The sequence below is a fragment of the Ectothiorhodospira sp. BSL-9 genome (assembly GCF_001632845.1).
In the GTDB taxonomy this organism is placed as follows: Bacteria; Pseudomonadota; Gammaproteobacteria; order Ectothiorhodospirales; family Ectothiorhodospiraceae; genus Ectothiorhodospira.
The window spans coordinates 1,017,347-1,033,554 of the sequence record NZ_CP011994.1 but is presented as its reverse complement, the minus strand read 5'-3'; the positions used below and the strand labels follow the sequence as shown (position 1 = coordinate 1,033,554).

Sequence of the window (16,208 nt, the reverse complement as noted above, 5' to 3'; positions counted from 1 at the left end):
CCTCGTAGCCCGTCTGACCGTGGGGGTTGTTAGCGAGCAGGGTAAGCTGGGTTTGATGTCCTGGCCACTGCCGAGACCGCCCGTGGTTGGCCAGCTTCCGGACTCTACGACTCCCAAGGCGGGGTGCGATCTAGGCCGTGCCTTGCCGATTGCTGTCTCTTGCCGACCCGGAGCGGCCAGTCGATTGGAACCGTAAGCACGGCCGCACCGCAACTTAAAGCTGACATTGGACTCGTCTTTACTCCCGCGCCAAGGGCAATAGCCGCGATCGCGTGGAGGCGGGGGGCATGCGATGAGAAAGGCTGCGGGCAAGATTCATGATCATGCATGACGAAAGATTGAGCATCCGTTTGAGCCGGACAGTGGGATGGTTCCGGTCGTCTATCAGGAATCAGGGCCGGGTGAGGATGTGCTGCCGGTACGCTTCAGGTGAGATACCCACGACGTGGCGGAAGTGCCGCGCCAGTTGCGCCACGGAGTAGCCGGCGGCGGCAGCCACTGCTGTTACCGGCAGGGAGGTATCGGTCAGGAGTGTCCGGGCGTGCTGGATGCGCAGCTGCGTCAGGTAGCGGTGTGGGGGCAGGCCATGGCTGTGGCGAAAGGCTCGGGCAAAATGCCAGGGGGACAACCCAGCGACGTCGGCCAGATCCTGCAGCGTAAGGTGCTCATCCAGATGGCATTGCATGTACTCGATCACGCGGGCGGACAGGTGCGGCGCCAGGCCGCCGCGGTGCGTGTCGATATGTCGCGCCTGCTCCGCCAATCGGGCCACCCGCACCACCAGCGCCGCAATCATGCTGTCGATGAAAAGGCGTGCAGCGGGGTCATCGCGCGCCATTTCCGGCCATAAGGCGTCCAGGGCCTGGGCAATCAAGGGGTCGTGGTGATGCCGGGTATGCAGTGGACCGAAGTCCAGCGGGTCGTCGGCATCCCGCTCAAGACAGGCACGCGCCACATCTCCGGGGATACCGACAAACCGCAAGCAAGCCCGATCGGCCATGTGACAATAGCTATGCACCTGCGGGGCGATCACCACGAAATTCATGGGCTGCGCATGCCCGGAAAACGGACCCGCACCCAGGTCGCAGGCATAGCGGAACGGTGGCCCGACCAATTGGCTCAACACCAATTCCGGGACCACGGGCATCACCAGATCGCCGGGAGCCTGGATGCACTCGACCATGGGCACGGGTAAACCCTTGGCCGTGCGCGACTCACGCAACATCGGCGCGGCCCGGGCCTGGGTGTAGAACTCCAGCATGTTCTGCGACGGTTGCGGCATGGGTCTGAGTCCGCGTCGTCCTAGTCAACTGCTTCGACTATAGACCGTTTCAAGCGGTTCGCCGAGCACACGCTCCAGCAGCGTCTCAAATGCAGGCTCGGCCTTGTCGACAGCTCGCTGCAGATGTTGACGGGCTGCTGGATCAACCGTGATGATGTTCAACGGGCATCGGGCCCATGAATAGCATCATGGCCAATCCGAGCAGGATGAGCACCATGCCCACCGGGCGGACGATCCTATCGCCAGCCTTGCCTGTTTTCTCATAGAGCATCAGCAGTGCCAGCGGGGCCATCCAGGCAAGGTTGGCGATACCCACGGCGAACATCACCAGCATGAGGGCCCAGCAGCATCCCAGGCAGAACAGGCCGTGCCGAAGGCCCACCCTCAGTGCCGCGGGGATTCCCCGCTGGTAGTGTGCCATCAGGAAGGCAACCGGGTGGCGGCACTTTTCCATGCAGCGATCCTTCAGCCCCGAGAACTGGAAGGCCCCCGCCAATATCAGCACGCCACCGACACCCACCTGCGGCCGGGATGCCAGCCAGTGCCATTGTTCGACCACTGCGTGAACGCCCAGGTAGGCCAGGGATGCCGCGATACCAAAGCCTGTCCATACAATGAGATATCCCACCAGGAACACAGATCTGGCTGCGACGGGGTGAGGCTGTGCTGCGGCCATGTGACGAAAATGGCCGATCATGGGCAATGTGGAAGGCAGCATCATGGCGGCGATATGGATCTGCCATGCCGCCAGAAAGAGTCCGACGCTCGCCCATGCGGCCATGCCCGGAGTCAGCAGGTGATGATGATGGACCCAACCCGGGGTGCCGGTGAATTCGGAGGCCAGAGCCAGCGCCCAGGCCAACAATATGGCTGTCAGCACCAGCGGCGACGCCCTCCATACGCGCCGCGCTGGGGCCTGGGCCATCGTATTCACGGCTGGTGCTCCATGTGCCAGGCGGTTTGAATTGAATTGCGCCCCTCGAAAGACCAACTCATGTCGTGATTCGGCAGGTTGACCCGATAACCCGACGATTTGCCGATATAGGCTGGTGCATCCTTGATGGTCGAGAAGGCACTATCACGCAGCGTGGCTGTCGTGCCATCCGGAGACGACTGGATGGGGGAGATCTGCGCCTCGACGATACCCGGAATCCGGAACTGACCGCTCGCCTGATTCACTTCGTGGATCACCGGAGCACGCTCCACGGCCACCAGTTCCCCCACCAGTCCCGCCAGGTCAGCCAGGCCCCCGCCCAATTGACCGGAAAAGGCGGAGACCAGGGCGTTGTACTGGTCGTCGGTTGCTTCATCGTCGATGATCAGGACACTGCGCCAGCCGCCGGCCAGGGCATTGCCGGGGATATGTGCCACATTGACAACGGTCCGGCCAGAGACATCCTGATCGCCAATCCTTCCTTTATCCAGATGAAAGGCGATGACGCCAAGGCACTCGCCGCCATCGGGATCTTCACCGATAAAACAGGGGCAAGGGACTCCGCAAGAGCAGATTTCCAGCAATGTACCGTCGAGCTGGTAGGTGGATTCGGCTGATTGTTGCATGGGTACGCTCCTGTCGCCGGTCGATCCGGTCGTCGAGACATACCGTCATTGGTTCTCTGACTCGTACGAGGATGGCCTCTTGGCGAGTTGGGATGAGACTTGCAACTCCGCGCGAATGTCCATCATGAGTGCAGCGGAGGCCTCTTGAGGATAATCCCCAAGTCAAAAGATCAACTACTATGCCCCGAGTAATAGCATAGATTTTCCAGAAGTGAAGCATGGACCTGATCGTGTTCAGTCACTTCCGTGATGCATCCGGGCCAACTATCGACCGGGGCGTCTGGTGAGCGGATGGGGCAGGGTGGCCCCCCCCCTGGCTGAAGCAGCCCCTGTTGGGATTGTGTCGAGTAGGTCGTGTGCCGCGAGCCTGGGTCGCTTCGACCAACTGCTCCGAGGATAGACCGTGCCAAGCGGCGTGCCGAGCGCACGCGCGAGCAAAGCATTGAACCGCAAGATCCGCTATCCGAGCGCAAGATTCTGCAAGCCGTTATTCGACCCACCGACTAGGCTCGAGATCAAGGGTGCCAGTCTAACCCGAACCGCGGCCTTCCCGTCCCGTGCGGCACCGGGTTGTCGTTACAGAAGCACCCGACACCATGTGCACACCCACACTGGACGGAGGCTGACCATGAAAAGAATCCTACTGACTTTGTCAACTGTGTTGTTCGTCGCCGGGGCAGCAGCCCAGCACGACGATATGCATACCGACGTGCCGATGGATGCCAAAGAGCAGATTGGCACGGTCGCATTCGGGGCAGACTGCGTGGATGAGGCGCGACAGGCGTTTGATCATGCCCTGGGATTGATGCACCACATGATGTATGTGCAGGCGCGTGACGAGTTTGCTGCCATTACCGACGCCCATCCCGATTGCGCAATGGCCCACTGGGGCGTGGCGACCACGCTGTTCCAACCGCTGTGGGCCACGACGCCCAGTGATGACGAGATTGCCCGTGCCCGAGACGCCATTGAGCAGGCGCGTGCTACGGTCGACGATGAGCGTGAACAGGCGTTGATCGAGGTGACTGCGGCCTACTTCGAGCCGGAAACCGACCGGGTCTGGGATCGTCTGTCGGGCTGGACCGATGGGATGTCCGCCGCGTATCAGGCTTATCCGAATGATCACGATATCGCCGCGCTCTACGCCCTGTCGCTGCTCACCGAGGCCACGCGGGCTGAAGACCGTCACGCGCTGCATGACGAGGCCGAGGTGATCCTCAAGCGCGTGTGGGAAGAAGAGTCGACCCACCCCGGGGCCGTCCACTACGCCATTCACGCCACCGACGCCGACGGCAGCGCCGAGAACGCGCTCGAGATGGTCGAGTCCTACGGCAAGATTGCGCCCAACGTGCCGCACGCATTGCACATGCCTTCGCACATCTACGTGCGCCTCGGCGACTGGCCACAGGTCATCCACTGGAACGCGCGCTCGGCCGAAGCTGCGCGGGAACAAGATGTCAACGGCGCAATCTCCTTCCACTACATCCATGCCGTCGACTATCTCGTCTATGGCCACCTGCAGCGCGGCGAGGACTCGGTCGCCGAGGACATTCAACAGACTGCCTTCGACCAGGGTCGCCACCAGGGCACGTTTCCCGGCGCTTTCCACCTGGCCGCGATTCCGGCACGGCTGGCGGTAGAACGGCGCGACTGGGAAGCTGCGGCGGCCATTGAGCCACGCGTACCCGACTACATCGCCTGGGAGAACTTCCATTGGGCCGAGGGCTTGAGCTGGTTCGCCCGCGGTCTGGGGGCGGTCCATACCGGTGATCTGGAAGCGGCTCGCGAGGCCGAGCAACGCCTGGCCGATCTGGCCGAAGGGGCCGAGTCGGCCCCAGACGAGCGCTTCTCGATCTACATCGAGGCCGACCGGCGCATCCTGGCTGGCTTCATCGCGCATGCCGAGGGCGACAACGAGGGCGCCGTGGAATTGATGCGCACGGCCGGCGAGCTGGAGTCCTCGGTCGAGAAGCATCCGGTGACGCCCGGCGCATTGTTTCCACCCTACGAAGCGCTCGGCGAGCTGTTGTTGGCCCTGGATCGGCCAGGAGAGGCCCTGTCCGCTTTCGAGCGCTCCGACGGGATGTGGCCGGGTCGTTACAACACGCTGATCGGTGCCGTCCATGCCGCCGAAACGGACAATGCCCCTGAAGCAGCGGCGCGCTGGGCAATGCGTCTGGTAGAGGTGGCACCGAACGCCGAGCGAGAGACCATCGACCAAGCCCGGATGCTGGCGCAGCGCGACTAAGTCGACCCTTCAGGAGTCATCCGGCCTTCGGCCGCTGGCGTGTAGCTTCTTCGGCGATGACCGACCGCAGCAGCCAGCGGCCAACGCTGCATGGCCGATTTCCCTTAATGGAATCGTCCGCCCCCCCTTAGCCAGTCTGGGGGCGATGTGCCCCAGGTGTCCCGATCTGCGACATTGAGCGCGTCACCGTCCAATCACGCCGGTAGACCGTTCCGCTTGCTCTCTGGACCGGGCCACATGGCGTCGTACGCATTTTTAATCGAAACCAAAGAGGTTATACATGGCGACCAAGACCCTTCCCCCCGGGTTCACAAAAGCGCTCGAGTTCCCGCTGGTCGCAGCCCTGTTGGGCCGACGTTCCCGGCGTTTCTTCCGAGGGGCCGAAATCCCCGATGGTGTCCTCGCCTATAAATCTCAGCACGAGCACCTGCCTTTATCCGAACTGGAAAAACTTCTTGTGGTCACGGCTTGTGCAGGCAACACGGGCTGGCACAACATGATTTACCGCGCCGAGCTTTACGCTCCCCAGCTTTCCAACTACGCAGGGGCAGCCGCCGGGAGAACCTTCCCCTCGGCAGCCGGATTCCACACCAGTCGAACCTTCTTCACGGACGATGATGGTGTCTACGTGCTGGAGAACCGCGATAGTGCGCCCCCTGCCGAGCGGGGTGAGGACGGCGCACTCGATCTCGACGACGTGCTCGACGAGCTCCGCGGTTGCATCAGAAAGCTGCGGGACGGTCGGCTTCCCCTCCCGACGGAGGTCCCGCACCTCGAAGCCCACAACACCTGGGCCGCCAATCACTCCGGGACGCTGCTGGTGATCCCGGTCGGAGACCTGGCGCAGCACGTCCTCTTAAACATCTGCTACATGCTGCAGAACGGGCTCGTCCTTACCGACGACATCAACGGGCGGTCGATTCCCGGCATCGAGCGGTTCAGCAGCATGGTCGATGTCGAGAACACCTGGCCGATTACCTTCGTCGAGCAGTGGTCCCTGTCCGAGCTCACGGCCGAGCTCTCCACCAGCTGCTACGCGGGCATGTTGATGCTGCAAGCGATGGGGTTGGGCGGTTGGATGTTCAACGGCATCGACCCCTTCAGCATGCTCGGTGCGAGCGGCGAGGACGCGGTGCCCGGCTTGGGCTTTCGCTACGACATGGACGACCGATGGCCATACCCCAATGTCACGGGTCTGGAAGGTGTGATGGAAGCGTTCTGCCCGCCTCACTACCCGGACATGCGGGCGGCTGTGGAGGCGGTTTGCGAGAGGAAGTTCGGCCCCGGCGGTCCATTCAATCCGAAGACCCCCGGGCCCTGGAAGGACTCAGCAAGAGTACGCTCTGCTGCGCAGGTACATGATGAGGAATTCCGGTCGTGTGTGGCACTGCAGGCCCAGTACGTCTTCGACACCTTTGGTAGGTTTCCGGGGACGGTGCCCTCAATCTTCGTGATGCCGTATCTGCAGGCGCATCATCTGGATCTCGAGTTTTATGACCGCTTCTACAAACCGGGGGCGTACCTGGAAACGCATGCACAACACATGGCGCAATGGCATGGAGAAAACGGATAGCAACTGTAAGGCGAGCTGATGATGACATTATCCGTTCTTCAACCGCCGGAAACATTGAGTGGACCCTTGCTACTCCCCTTGCGGTAGATCGCAGCCCCTTGATAAATCGACCCCAGTCAATGCGAAAAGCACGTCCAGCCAGCCCGGCCCGCTGCGCACGGCGTGGCCGCCATGTCCCAAAACGAACCTGCCGCCCGCATCTGGCATCCTGGCGGGGCGGGTGATGGGCGAGGATATTCACCAGGACAATGCCTTCTACGACTCGATTGGGGATGCCTGCGACGTCGGCCCCATGGTGGTGCGCGTGCTCACCGAACCGGGCCGCAGCGTTGGTCGCATGCCAATCCGGACCGGGCCTATCGCCTACAACCCTTCGGTGCGCGGATGCTGGCGCATGCCACGCATCAGGGCTTCACCATCCCCACCACTATGGAAATTGGCAACCTCTACGGCTCGCCTGACTATGCTCCGTTCTTTTGTGCTCGCCTCGCCAGGGTGGAATTCTAAGTGCCTCCACATTCTCCTGTGCCCCTTCACACAGACGGACCGGCAGGCATTCCTCGGGCTCGTCGGGAGGAAAATAGTCAACGGGGGCTGAAAGGCCCCGGCGTGCAGCCGCAGTGGGCCTTTGCTCAATCGGCTTTCGACTCTGACCAACTCGTCCATGGAAACGGACGCTCGTCCGATTCACCCGTGAGAAAGCGGGCGGTGATGGCCAGCCACCGTGCGAGGCCTTGACCGAACCAGGCGATACCTGCGTTGCGCTCGTTGGTGAACAGCATCCAGAAGAACTGGAGGATCGCGCAAATTCCCAGCACGGTCTGGGCGAGATTGACCAGCAGCACCAGGATCAACATGATGAGGCCATGAAGCCAGAGGTTTCTGGGCGGGGGTTGAACAGTGTGTCGTGTTGAATTCACCGGTTGTGCTCCTGGCCAATGTCTGCGGGGGTGGCTTACTCCGATCCCATACCACGGTACCGGCTTGATGCCAGGGATGTCCGGTGTCGAGCGATGCGACGAACCATGTCGATCCTGAACCCATCGAAGAACCCGTTGACCACCTGCCATGTTGGAGGTTGTCGCGGTTTTCTGCTGGTTGCGCTGGCCCTGCTTGTCACGGCCTGCTCGGCATCGGTGGATCTGCCGGAGAGGACCGGCGAGTGGTTGGTGGACCTCGGTTCAGTGTATTGCAGTCCCCTCCCGGTGGTCAGTTTTTCCGCCGACCGGGAGTGGATGGTGTTCTGGACTCGATATTTCGATGGCGATGCCGATACCGGCAGGCGCTCTCCCATCACATCGCCGGCACTGCTGGAGGTGGATGGCCGGCGGCTGGTTTTGCCTGCAGGGCCGGTGGATCGCTTTGATGGCCCATCCTTCTCCCCATCCAGCCTGTGCTGGGACGACGCCGGAGACAGCGTATTCGTGCGCAGCAGTGGCCAGCCAGGTGATGCGAACCGCGCCTGGTATCGGGCCGATGTCGGGCCCGACTCGAGGCTGGTTCCGGTCTCCGCGCCGCCCGAGTCCTGCCGCCGCTCACCCGAGGTGGAATGGCAGTCGCACCGCGAGGTCGTCATTCCCACCGAAGTCCGTGGCGGGCTGCAGGTGATTCGTGACGGCTGCTGCACGGCTGAACTGCGACTTGCGGATGGTCGTCTGCTGGTTCGCCACGAGGCCCGCAGCGCGCTGTCGGATCTTGTTTCGATCGGAAGTTACGCTTGGTCGGATTCCAGAACCCGGCTGGCTTACACGCTGCACGAGGAAACGAGCTGGCGCTTCGGACAGCCGACCCGCAGCTTCGTCCTTGAGGAGCCTGAGCAGCCGGATCTGCTGGACGGCCAGGTCTACGCTTTTGCCTGGCGCGGCGATGACGAGCTGATCGGCTGCGCAAACCGCCCGCGCAGTGAAGGCGGCGGCAGCAGTCTGAAGCGCTGGCGCTTCGAAGCGGCCCATCGTTGATGCGATGGGCACGAGAAAGACAATGACCAGAGGTGCTGCCGGGCTTCGTGGCGTCCAAGGCTCTGCCTGGCTCTATCCCATTGCCCCAGGGGGGGACGCCTACGTGAAGTTCACTCTGCGCTCGGACGGGGCTGCGCTTGGTCCTGCGGTGACCAGACAGAACAGGCGTATTCCTCTCGCCTTCCCGCTGCTGCGGACGGCGAAACAGCGACCTGCGCGGCAACCACCTAAGCTGCTGCTATCGGAGACATGTCCGTTTATTTTCACTGCGGCCTGTTTCGAAGCCCGCGGATCCCCCCCTTGGGGTTGAGACTCTACATAATCCGGAACTCGTCATAATTGCGGTTATGCTGTGCTCCGCATAACCGCAAGAACTGGAACTTCACCGGCTCCGAGAATGGTGGCCACGCCCTGGCCATCTTGCTGACCCTCCTGGAAACCTGCAAGCAGAACGGGGTGAACCCCCGTCAGTACCTGATCGATGTGCTTGAGCGCATCCAGGATCATCCCGCCAATCGCCTCCACGAACTGCTGCCCTATCACTGGGAACCGCGCACCCAGGCCTGCGGGGAGAATGCCAGCGGGGAGTGAGGGTTGGGTATACGTGCCCTACCGGACACTTACGATTCTGTGGGACAAGGATCTTAGGCGACGTTGCCCGGTTGCCTGGATCAACTATGATGATGTTCAAAGGTCATCGGGCCCCTGGATAGCATCACGGGCAATCCTGGCAAGATCAACACCACGCCCGCCGGGCGGACGATCCTGTCGCCAGCCCTGTCTGTTTTCTCGTAGAGCATCAGCAGTGCCAGAGGGGCACTCCAGGCAAGGTTGGCGATGCCCACGGCGAACATCACCAGCATCAGGGCCCAGCAGCATCTCAGGCAGAACAGGCCGTGCCTGAGGCCCACCCCGCAGCGCTGGATCGGACTGGACATTCTGTACACAAGGGCTATAAGCCAAGCAAGAGAGTAGGGATTACCCTTGAGTCACACACAGAGGAGGTCACTACAGTCCTATCGAGATGACGTTGCAGTTTCATGAGGAGTATACCCATGCATGGTGAATATCTTCGGGGCCATTGTCCTCAAAAGGGCGTGTTTGGCCAGCCCGGTCGTTTTGGCCGGATGTTTCCGCACCTGCGCTCCCTCAAGGAGTCGCATCTCCCTCAACCTGCACAACCTCATGCCCTGGGGGCCGCCGATGGCCCCATGAAGGACGAACTTGGGGACGAGGGCGACAATCCCGGCATCCCCGCCGGCTTCACCTTCTTCGGTCAGTTTGTCGATCACGACATTACCTTCGACCCCACCTCCAGCCTGGAATCCCAGAACGATCCTCAGGCGTTGCGTAACTTCCGCACCCCCATGATGGAACTGGATTCCCTTTACGGGGCAGGTCCGGCGGCCCAGCCCTACCTTTATGATGGTGAGGGCCGGTTCCTCACATCGGCCGAGGGCGATCATGATGTCCTCAGGAACCACCGTGGCACCGCCATCATTGGCGATCCCCGAAACGATGAGAATCTCATTGTCTCCCAACTGCACCTGGCCTTTGCCAAATTCCACAATCAGGTATTTGACGAGGAGGCAGCCCGGGATTTCGAGGAGGCCCAGAGACTCGTACGGTGGCATTATCAGTGGATTGTCCTGCACGACTATTTGCCACGTATCTGTGGTCAGGCGCGGGTGGACGACATCTTGGATCACGGGCGCCGCTACTACTGGTTTGCCGAAGAGCCATACATGCCGGTGGAATTTAGCGTCGCCGCCTTCCGCTTCGGACACAGTCAGGTACGGGCCGGCTACCGCATCAACGCCACCGCAGGTGGGGCACGACTGTTCCCGGCCGAGGCAGATGCGCCGCGAGACGAGGGACTCAGCGATCTTCGTGGCGGAGTGCCTGTTGCCAGGGAACACACGGTGGACTGGTCGAGTTTTCTGGGAGATGGCCAGGGTGTTCAGCCCAGTCGCCTGATCAACTCCCGGCTCAATGAGTCGTTGCTATTTCTGCCGGATTCGGTGGTGCCACCGGGCATACCGGATGAGGCACGCTCACTCGCCGCCCGCAATCTCAAACGGGGTGCTGCCTTTTCCTTGCCGTCGGGGCAATCGGTGGCAGCCTGCATGGGGGCCGATGTGCTCAGCCAGGAGGAACTCTGGGGCCATGTGTCCGGACTGCCAACACCCCTGCCAGTACCCGCACCGTTGTGGTACTACATCCTGCGCGAAGCCGAAATGCGCGAGTCCGGCCAGCACTTGGGCGAGGTGGGTGGCCAGATCGTGGCCGAGGTGCTGATTGGTCTTCTGGAAGGAGATCGGGCGAGCTTCGTTAATCACGCCCCCCATTGGAGACCCACCTTGCCCTCCAAGGAAGAAGGGCACTTCACACTGGAAGATCTGGTCAACATTGCCCAGCGCAGTCACCAATCCCAGGCCGCCGCCTGATCAGCATGTGACGACCTTGTAGTCGATCTGCAAGACACCATGGGCATGGAAGCCCGAACTTATGCTGGCCTTGGTGGTTTGCCAATTCAGGGTGTGTTGCAGGAACACCGTGCGCTGGCGCTTTCTGGGGGGCAATCGCCGGAAGTGAAGCCGATGGCGGCGCCGGTGGAGATTATTTGTCGGGATGGACAGTGGGAGCCCGGACGTAACCACGTAGCGCTGTGGCCTTGGCAATCCAAGGAATTGTCGGCGGCCGAGTTGAGGATCTACCTGCTTGAGATTTCCACGGGAGGCGGGGTGCGTCTGTTGCTCGAGCCGATGGGCGCCAGTTCCACTGCACTGGCCCCGGTCGCGGTGATGCCGGGCGAGTTGATCGAGTGGTAAGGGATCCACCTGCACCATCTTGGGTGGTAGAACGATTCCCCAGAGGCGACCTCAATGGCAAGCGGGCACATGCTTTCGGCGCCATGGTGCGACGCACGCTACTGACGGTTTCATTCCGGCCGAGTAGCGCCAATGCTGGCGATCGGGGGTCCCGAATCGACCGAAGCGGCTATTCAGTGGGAGGTGGTGACAGGCTGCAGTCTGCTGTAAAGCTGACGCCCGAGACCTTGAGGGTTTTACCCGGCATTGTTTTGGGTTGTGGGTGCCACTCGCTCAGGACTTGGTAGAGTGGCCCATAGTGTCGCTGTCGTGGACTTCCAACGGGATGGTCCCGATGGCTTCAGGGGAGTATTCGCTGGATCCAGCCGGCCAGGCGACGTGTGCGCGGCGAGAAGAGCCTGGGGGCGTAGAGCGTGTTCACCGCTCGCCGATGGACTTGCGCGCGCGTGGGATAGGCATGGATGGCAGCCGAGATCTGACTGATCTTGAGCCGGGCTTGCATGGCCAGCACCAGTTCATGGATCAGCTCACCGGCCTGTGATCCCAGAAGGGTGGCGCCCACCAGCCTTCCCTTGTGAATGACCAGCTTGGCCGAACCGGCCGTATCACCGTCACAGACCGCCCGGTCCACATCACGGAAGGGGAACCGCGCAACCTCGATGGCCATGCCCAGGGCTTGCGCCTGGGTCTCGGTCAATCCCACGTGCGCCAGTTCGGGTGCCGTATAGGTCACCCTGGGCACCACTCGATAGTCGGCGCGTTTGGGAAGGCGGAAGACGGCATTGGCGATGATGATGCCGGCCTGATACTCGGCGACATGGGTAAAAGGATACGGCCCGCAGCAGTCGCCGCACGCATAGATGTGACGCTGGCTTGTACGCATGCGCCGATCCACGCGGATCAGCCCGTTTTCCACCGCCACGCCAGCCGCCTCCAGGCCCAGGTCGTCGATCTGGGGGCGTCGTCCGGTCGCCACAAGCACGGCGTCGGCTGGCACCTGGAAGCCACCTTCGGCATTTCGCCCCTGCAGAAGGATTTCCCCTTCTCCAGAGATGATGGATTCCACCGCGCTGCCGGTGGCCACGGAAAGGCCTTCCTCGCTGAGTTGCCGCGCAAGCTCTCGCGCGATCTCCGGGTCTTCCCGCGGCAGAAGCGAGGAGGGACGCTGGAGCACCGTTACCCGGCTACCCAGTCGAGCGAACGCCTGGGCGAGCTCCACGCCCACGGGGCCACCCCCCAGCACCGCCAGCCGCGCGGGTAGCTGGCGCTGGTCGAAAACCGTCTCGTTGGTCCAGTAGTCGATGTCGGCCAGACCGGGAATGGGGGGCATCGCCGGTCGTGAGCCCGTGGCGATGACCAGTCGCCGCCCCCGAATCCGCTCGCCATCGACCTCGACCGTGTGTGGGTCGATGAACCGGGCCATTCCGAAGCGAACGCAAACCCCGTAGTTGCGGAAGCGTTCCGGGTCATCGTGTTCCCCCAGGGTGTTGATGGATGCTCGCACCCGATCCATCACGCGGCCCAGATCGACTTTTGGCGTCATCGCCTGCAGACCGTATTGATCGGCGCGCCGCATCTGATGTGCCACCGCAGCCGAGCGGATCAGTGTCTTGCTCGGTACACAGCCGTAGTGGAGGCAGTCACCGCCGAGCTTCTCGCGACGTTCGATGAGCACCACGTCGAGGCCCAGCTGCCCGGCGACGCTGGCGATGACCAGTCCGCTCACGCCACCGCCGATCAGGATCAGGTCATGTGATTGATTCATCTTGCTCTTTCTCTGCACAAGGCCCACGAGCGTAGTCCAAAATTTGCGTTGTCGTCTCTCCGGTATCCAATGGCACTCATGCCATGACCATCCGTAGTATCCGCAACACTTCTTGCTTCCTTGATGGGCAGAAATATCTCTAAGTATTAACCCGTTAGGTATTCATCCGAATGTTGCTCAGAGGTGATGCGACCTATTCTGAAATCAAGCTCAAGGCACACAGCAACAACGCCTTGGGATGAGACCAGAAACCGCGAATGGAAGGAGAATCACCATGAAAACCCTGACCTTGAAAAACAGCCTCATTGCCGGTGCCGCCACAATGATGATCGCCACCACCGGCCAGGCCATTGGTTCCGAGTGGGACCACCTGCTGCAGATCTACGTGCCGGCAGGCGCGGCATACCAGACCACCCTGACCACGCCGCCCAGCGAGACGCGCTCGGAGGGCAATAGGGTGGTCGGTTCAGTCTATGACCCGCACCTGCAGGCCTTCGTCGGCAAGGTGGAGGGCCAGCCGGTGGGATCAATCCGTTCACCCGCACCCTCCCAACCCGCCGAGGCCGTCACCATCACGGGTAGCCATTACGACCCTCAGCTGCAGGCCTTTGTGGCCACGGTTGAATGATGATCGCCGACCCCCTGGAGATGCCGGTCGGCACCTCCAGGGGTGGCAGGATGAACCCTCAGGATGCAGAGTCGCTGTGGTCCGAGGTACCGTGGGCGGCAGCCAGATCAAGGTACCAGCGCGGCTGAGCCATGAGCTTCAGTCGCTGTGCCGGCAGCGGTGTCGCCCGATGCTCACCCCGCTGGATACGTGCCAGCACCTCATGTTTCTCCGCACCCGCCACCATGAACCAAAGGTTCCGGGCATGATTGAAGACCGGATAGGTGAGGGTGATGCGCCATTCTTCCCCCTCCGAGGGTTGCACTGCCACCACAGGGTGGCGATCTTCATGCAGGGCATCCGTGTGCGGGAATAACGAGGCGATGTGTCCATCCGATCCCAAACCCATCAGGGCCAGATCAAAGATCGGCCAACACCCGTCAGCACTCCTTGGCAAGGATTGAAGGCGGGCCGCGTATTCAGCTGCGGCGCTGTCGGGATCGTTACCGGCGTTGAACATGATGTGTACCTGGGATGACGGGATCGGTACTCGCGAGAGCCAGGCCTTGCGGGCCATGCCCGCGTTGCTGCGGGGATGATCGGGTGCCACGCAGCGCTCGTCACCGAAATAGATGTGCCAGCAGGACCAATCGGTCTGTCCAGCGGCGGCTGCCAGCTCTTCATACAATCGCTGTGGCGTGCTGCCACCGGAGAGGGCCATGTAAAAGTGACCGCGCTTGGCGATGATGTCATTGGCCAGCCTCAGGCAATCGGCGGTCGCAGTGCGTGCCAGAGTGTCAGGGTCGTTGAAGACCCGGGGATTGTCTATCCGCTCAAGCATGGGGGTTCACCATCGGTTTCAGGGCCGATTTTTCCACTGGCGGCCGTCGCGTTGCATGAGTTGCTCGGCCGCCTCGGGGCCCCAGGTGCCAGCGGCGTAATTGGGGAATTCCCCGGGTGGCATCTCACCCCATACCTGGAGAATGGGTTCGATGACCGCCCAGCCCCCTTCAATGCTGTCGGCCCGCTGGAACAGCGTGGCATCGCCGCGCAATGCATCGAACAGCAGGGTCTCATAGCCGGTGCTGGGCCCGAGTCCGAAGCGGTCCCGATAACAGAATTCCAGATCTGCATCGGCAATACGCACCGAGGGCCCGGGTTGCTTGGCCCCAAAGCTCAGGACGATGGCCTCTCTGGGCTGAATCCGCAACAGCAGTCGATTCGGGGTCAGGTCCTCCACGCCGGTGCTGCGGAACATCATGGAGGGCACTGACTTGAACTGAATCATGATTTCTGTCTGGCGCACGGGCATGCGTTTTCCGGTTCGCAGGTAAAAGGGCACGCCGGCCCAGCGCCAGTTGTCGATTTCCAGGCGCATGGCGGCGAAGGTCTCCGTGGTGGAGGTCGGGGCGGTGCCCGACTCCTCGCGATAGCCCGATACGTTTCCCTCGTCCTCCAGGTGTCCCGGACCATACTGGCCCCGTACCGTCCTGTTCAGAACCTGATCGGGCGTCAGGGGCGGTATGGCCTTGAGCACGTCACCCTTGGCGTTGCGCACGGCTTCCGCACTGAAGGAGGCAGGTGGCTCCATGGCGATCAGGGAGAGCAGTTGCATCACGTGGTTGGGGGTCATGTCCCTGAGTGCGCCGGCGCTGTCGTAATAACCGGCGCGATGGCCGATCCCCAGATCTTCGGCCACGGTGATCTGCACGTGGTCCACATAGCGGCGATTCCAGATGGGCTCGAAGATGGCGTTGGCAAAGCGAAACACCAGCAGATTCTGCACGGTCTCCTTGCCCAGATAGTGATCGATCCGGTAGATCTGGCCTTCATCCAGGCCTTCCAGCAGGCGCCTGTTCAGTGCGATGGCCGAATCCAGGTTATGGCCAAAGGGTTTTTCGATGATGACCCGTTTCCCGGCCTGCGGATCTCGCCTCAGGATGTCGGCCTCACACAGGTGTGTTACCAGGGGCGCAACGCGACTGGGGGGCGTCGCCAGATAGTGCACGTGGTTGCCATCGGTTCCCCAGTGTGCGTCCATCTCGCGTATTTGTTGGGCCAGACGCTTGAAGCCTTCAGGATCGTCCCAGTTCAGGGAAACATAGCTCACCCGTTCCAGGAGCCAGCGCCAGCTCGCTTCATCGAGTCCCCCCTTGAGGTGTGGGCGGACGGTCTCGTTCAGATATTCCCGAAAGCCTTGTTCGGTGAAGGCCTTGGACGACACACCGATGACCCCGAAGGCGTCCTGGAGCAAACCGTCGCGGGCCAGGTGATAGAGGGCGGGTAGAAGCTTGCGCTGGGCGAGATCGCCCGAGGCGCCATAGATGATCATTAGCCCGGAAGCGGGGGCCCTGGGTACCGAAAGGGTGGGGTTCTGCATTTGA

At 61.9% G+C, this 16,208-nt stretch carries 15 protein-coding genes; 7 read left to right on the top strand and 8 right to left on the bottom strand.

All coding sequences use genetic code 11. The features are described 5' to 3' along the window. Positions 1-391: 391 nt before the first annotated feature. From ECTOBSL9_RS04985 to ECTOBSL9_RS04975, 3 genes are all read right to left on the bottom strand, one after another. Entirely contained in the window at positions 392-1,261 is an 870-nt protein-coding gene (locus tag ECTOBSL9_RS04985; protein WP_063466013.1) for a helix-turn-helix domain-containing protein, read from the bottom strand. A 163-nt stretch (positions 1,262-1,424) separates the two neighbouring features. After that, the gene (locus ECTOBSL9_RS04980) at positions 1,425-2,207 is read right to left on the bottom strand and encodes a DUF2182 domain-containing protein (RefSeq protein ID WP_240481105.1); all 783 of its coding nucleotides are present in this window, start codon (positions 2,205-2,207) and stop codon (positions 1,425-1,427) included. Between the two features lie 5 nt (positions 2,208-2,212). Continuing rightward, positions 2,213-2,842 (bottom strand): DUF1326 domain-containing protein, encoded by a 630-nt coding sequence (locus ECTOBSL9_RS04975; protein ID WP_063464141.1) that lies wholly within the window; start codon positions 2,840-2,842, stop codon positions 2,213-2,215. Between the two features lie 628 nt (positions 2,843-3,470). Here ECTOBSL9_RS04975 and ECTOBSL9_RS04970 point away from each other — a divergent pair. Together ECTOBSL9_RS04970 and ECTOBSL9_RS04965 are read left to right on the top strand one after the other, a co-directional pair. Further along, positions 3,471-5,090 (top strand): hypothetical protein, encoded by a 1,620-nt coding sequence (locus ECTOBSL9_RS04970; RefSeq protein WP_063464140.1) that lies wholly within the window; start codon positions 3,471-3,473, stop codon positions 5,088-5,090. 280 nt (positions 5,091-5,370) lie between these two features. After that, the gene (locus ECTOBSL9_RS04965; protein ID WP_063464139.1) at positions 5,371-6,663 is read left to right on the top strand and encodes a hypothetical protein; all 1,293 of its coding nucleotides are present in this window, start codon (positions 5,371-5,373) and stop codon (positions 6,661-6,663) included. Between the two features lie 632 nt (positions 6,664-7,295). Here the strand turns inward: ECTOBSL9_RS04965 and ECTOBSL9_RS17140 are convergent. Further along, positions 7,296-7,520: a DUF4389 domain-containing protein gene (locus ECTOBSL9_RS17140; protein WP_063464138.1), complete on the bottom strand. Its 225-nt coding sequence runs from the start codon at positions 7,518-7,520 to the stop codon at positions 7,296-7,298. 168 nt (positions 7,521-7,688) lie between these two features. Here ECTOBSL9_RS17140 and ECTOBSL9_RS04955 point away from each other — a divergent pair, with 168 nt between their 5' ends. Next, complete coding sequence (locus ECTOBSL9_RS04955) at positions 7,689-8,621, top strand: hypothetical protein (RefSeq protein ID WP_156500041.1); 933 nt, start codon at positions 7,689-7,691, stop codon at positions 8,619-8,621. 339 nt (positions 8,622-8,960) lie between these two features. Continuing rightward, positions 8,961-9,212 carry a transposase domain-containing protein gene (locus ECTOBSL9_RS04950; protein ID WP_063464136.1) on the top strand — a complete coding sequence of 84 codons (252 nt, stop codon included), beginning with the start codon at positions 8,961-8,963 and terminating at the stop codon, positions 9,210-9,212. Positions 9,213-9,292: 80 nt separating this feature from the next. On the opposite strand, the gene ECTOBSL9_RS04945 is transcribed toward ECTOBSL9_RS04950, so the two are convergent. Then, positions 9,293-9,559: a DUF2182 domain-containing protein gene (locus ECTOBSL9_RS04945; RefSeq protein WP_063464135.1), complete on the bottom strand. Its 267-nt coding sequence runs from the start codon at positions 9,557-9,559 to the stop codon at positions 9,293-9,295. A gap of 117 nt (positions 9,560-9,676) precedes the next feature. Here ECTOBSL9_RS04945 and ECTOBSL9_RS04940 point away from each other — a divergent pair, with 117 nt between their 5' ends. Both ECTOBSL9_RS04940 and ECTOBSL9_RS04935 read left to right on the top strand, forming a co-directional pair. Further along, positions 9,677-11,068 carry a heme peroxidase family protein gene (locus ECTOBSL9_RS04940; RefSeq protein WP_063464134.1) on the top strand — a complete coding sequence of 464 codons (1,392 nt, stop codon included), beginning with the start codon at positions 9,677-9,679 and terminating at the stop codon, positions 11,066-11,068. 39 nt (positions 11,069-11,107) lie between these two features. Further along, positions 11,108-11,452, top strand: coding sequence for a hypothetical protein (locus ECTOBSL9_RS04935; RefSeq protein WP_063464133.1), 345 nt, complete (start codon positions 11,108-11,110; stop codon positions 11,450-11,452). 340 nt (positions 11,453-11,792) lie between these two features. On the opposite strand, the gene ECTOBSL9_RS04930 is transcribed toward ECTOBSL9_RS04935, so the two are convergent. Beyond that, positions 11,793-13,217 carry an NAD(P)/FAD-dependent oxidoreductase gene (locus ECTOBSL9_RS04930; protein ID WP_063464132.1) on the bottom strand — a complete coding sequence of 475 codons (1,425 nt, stop codon included), beginning with the start codon at positions 13,215-13,217 and terminating at the stop codon, positions 11,793-11,795. Between the two features lie 274 nt (positions 13,218-13,491). Here ECTOBSL9_RS04930 and ECTOBSL9_RS04925 point away from each other — a divergent pair, with 274 nt between their 5' ends. Further along, the gene (locus ECTOBSL9_RS04925) at positions 13,492-13,845 is read left to right on the top strand and encodes a hypothetical protein (protein WP_063464131.1); all 354 of its coding nucleotides are present in this window, start codon (positions 13,492-13,494) and stop codon (positions 13,843-13,845) included. A gap of 58 nt (positions 13,846-13,903) precedes the next feature. Here ECTOBSL9_RS04925 and pgl read toward each other — a convergent pair whose 3' ends face one another. Further along, on the bottom strand, positions 13,904-14,665 hold the full coding sequence (gene pgl, locus ECTOBSL9_RS04920) for a 6-phosphogluconolactonase (protein WP_063464130.1): 762 nt from the start codon (positions 14,663-14,665) through the stop codon (positions 13,904-13,906). A gap of 18 nt (positions 14,666-14,683) precedes the next feature. Then, entirely contained in the window at positions 14,684-16,204 is a 1,521-nt protein-coding gene (gene zwf / locus ECTOBSL9_RS04915) for a glucose-6-phosphate dehydrogenase (protein WP_063464129.1), read from the bottom strand. Positions 16,205-16,208: the final 4 nt, after the last annotated feature.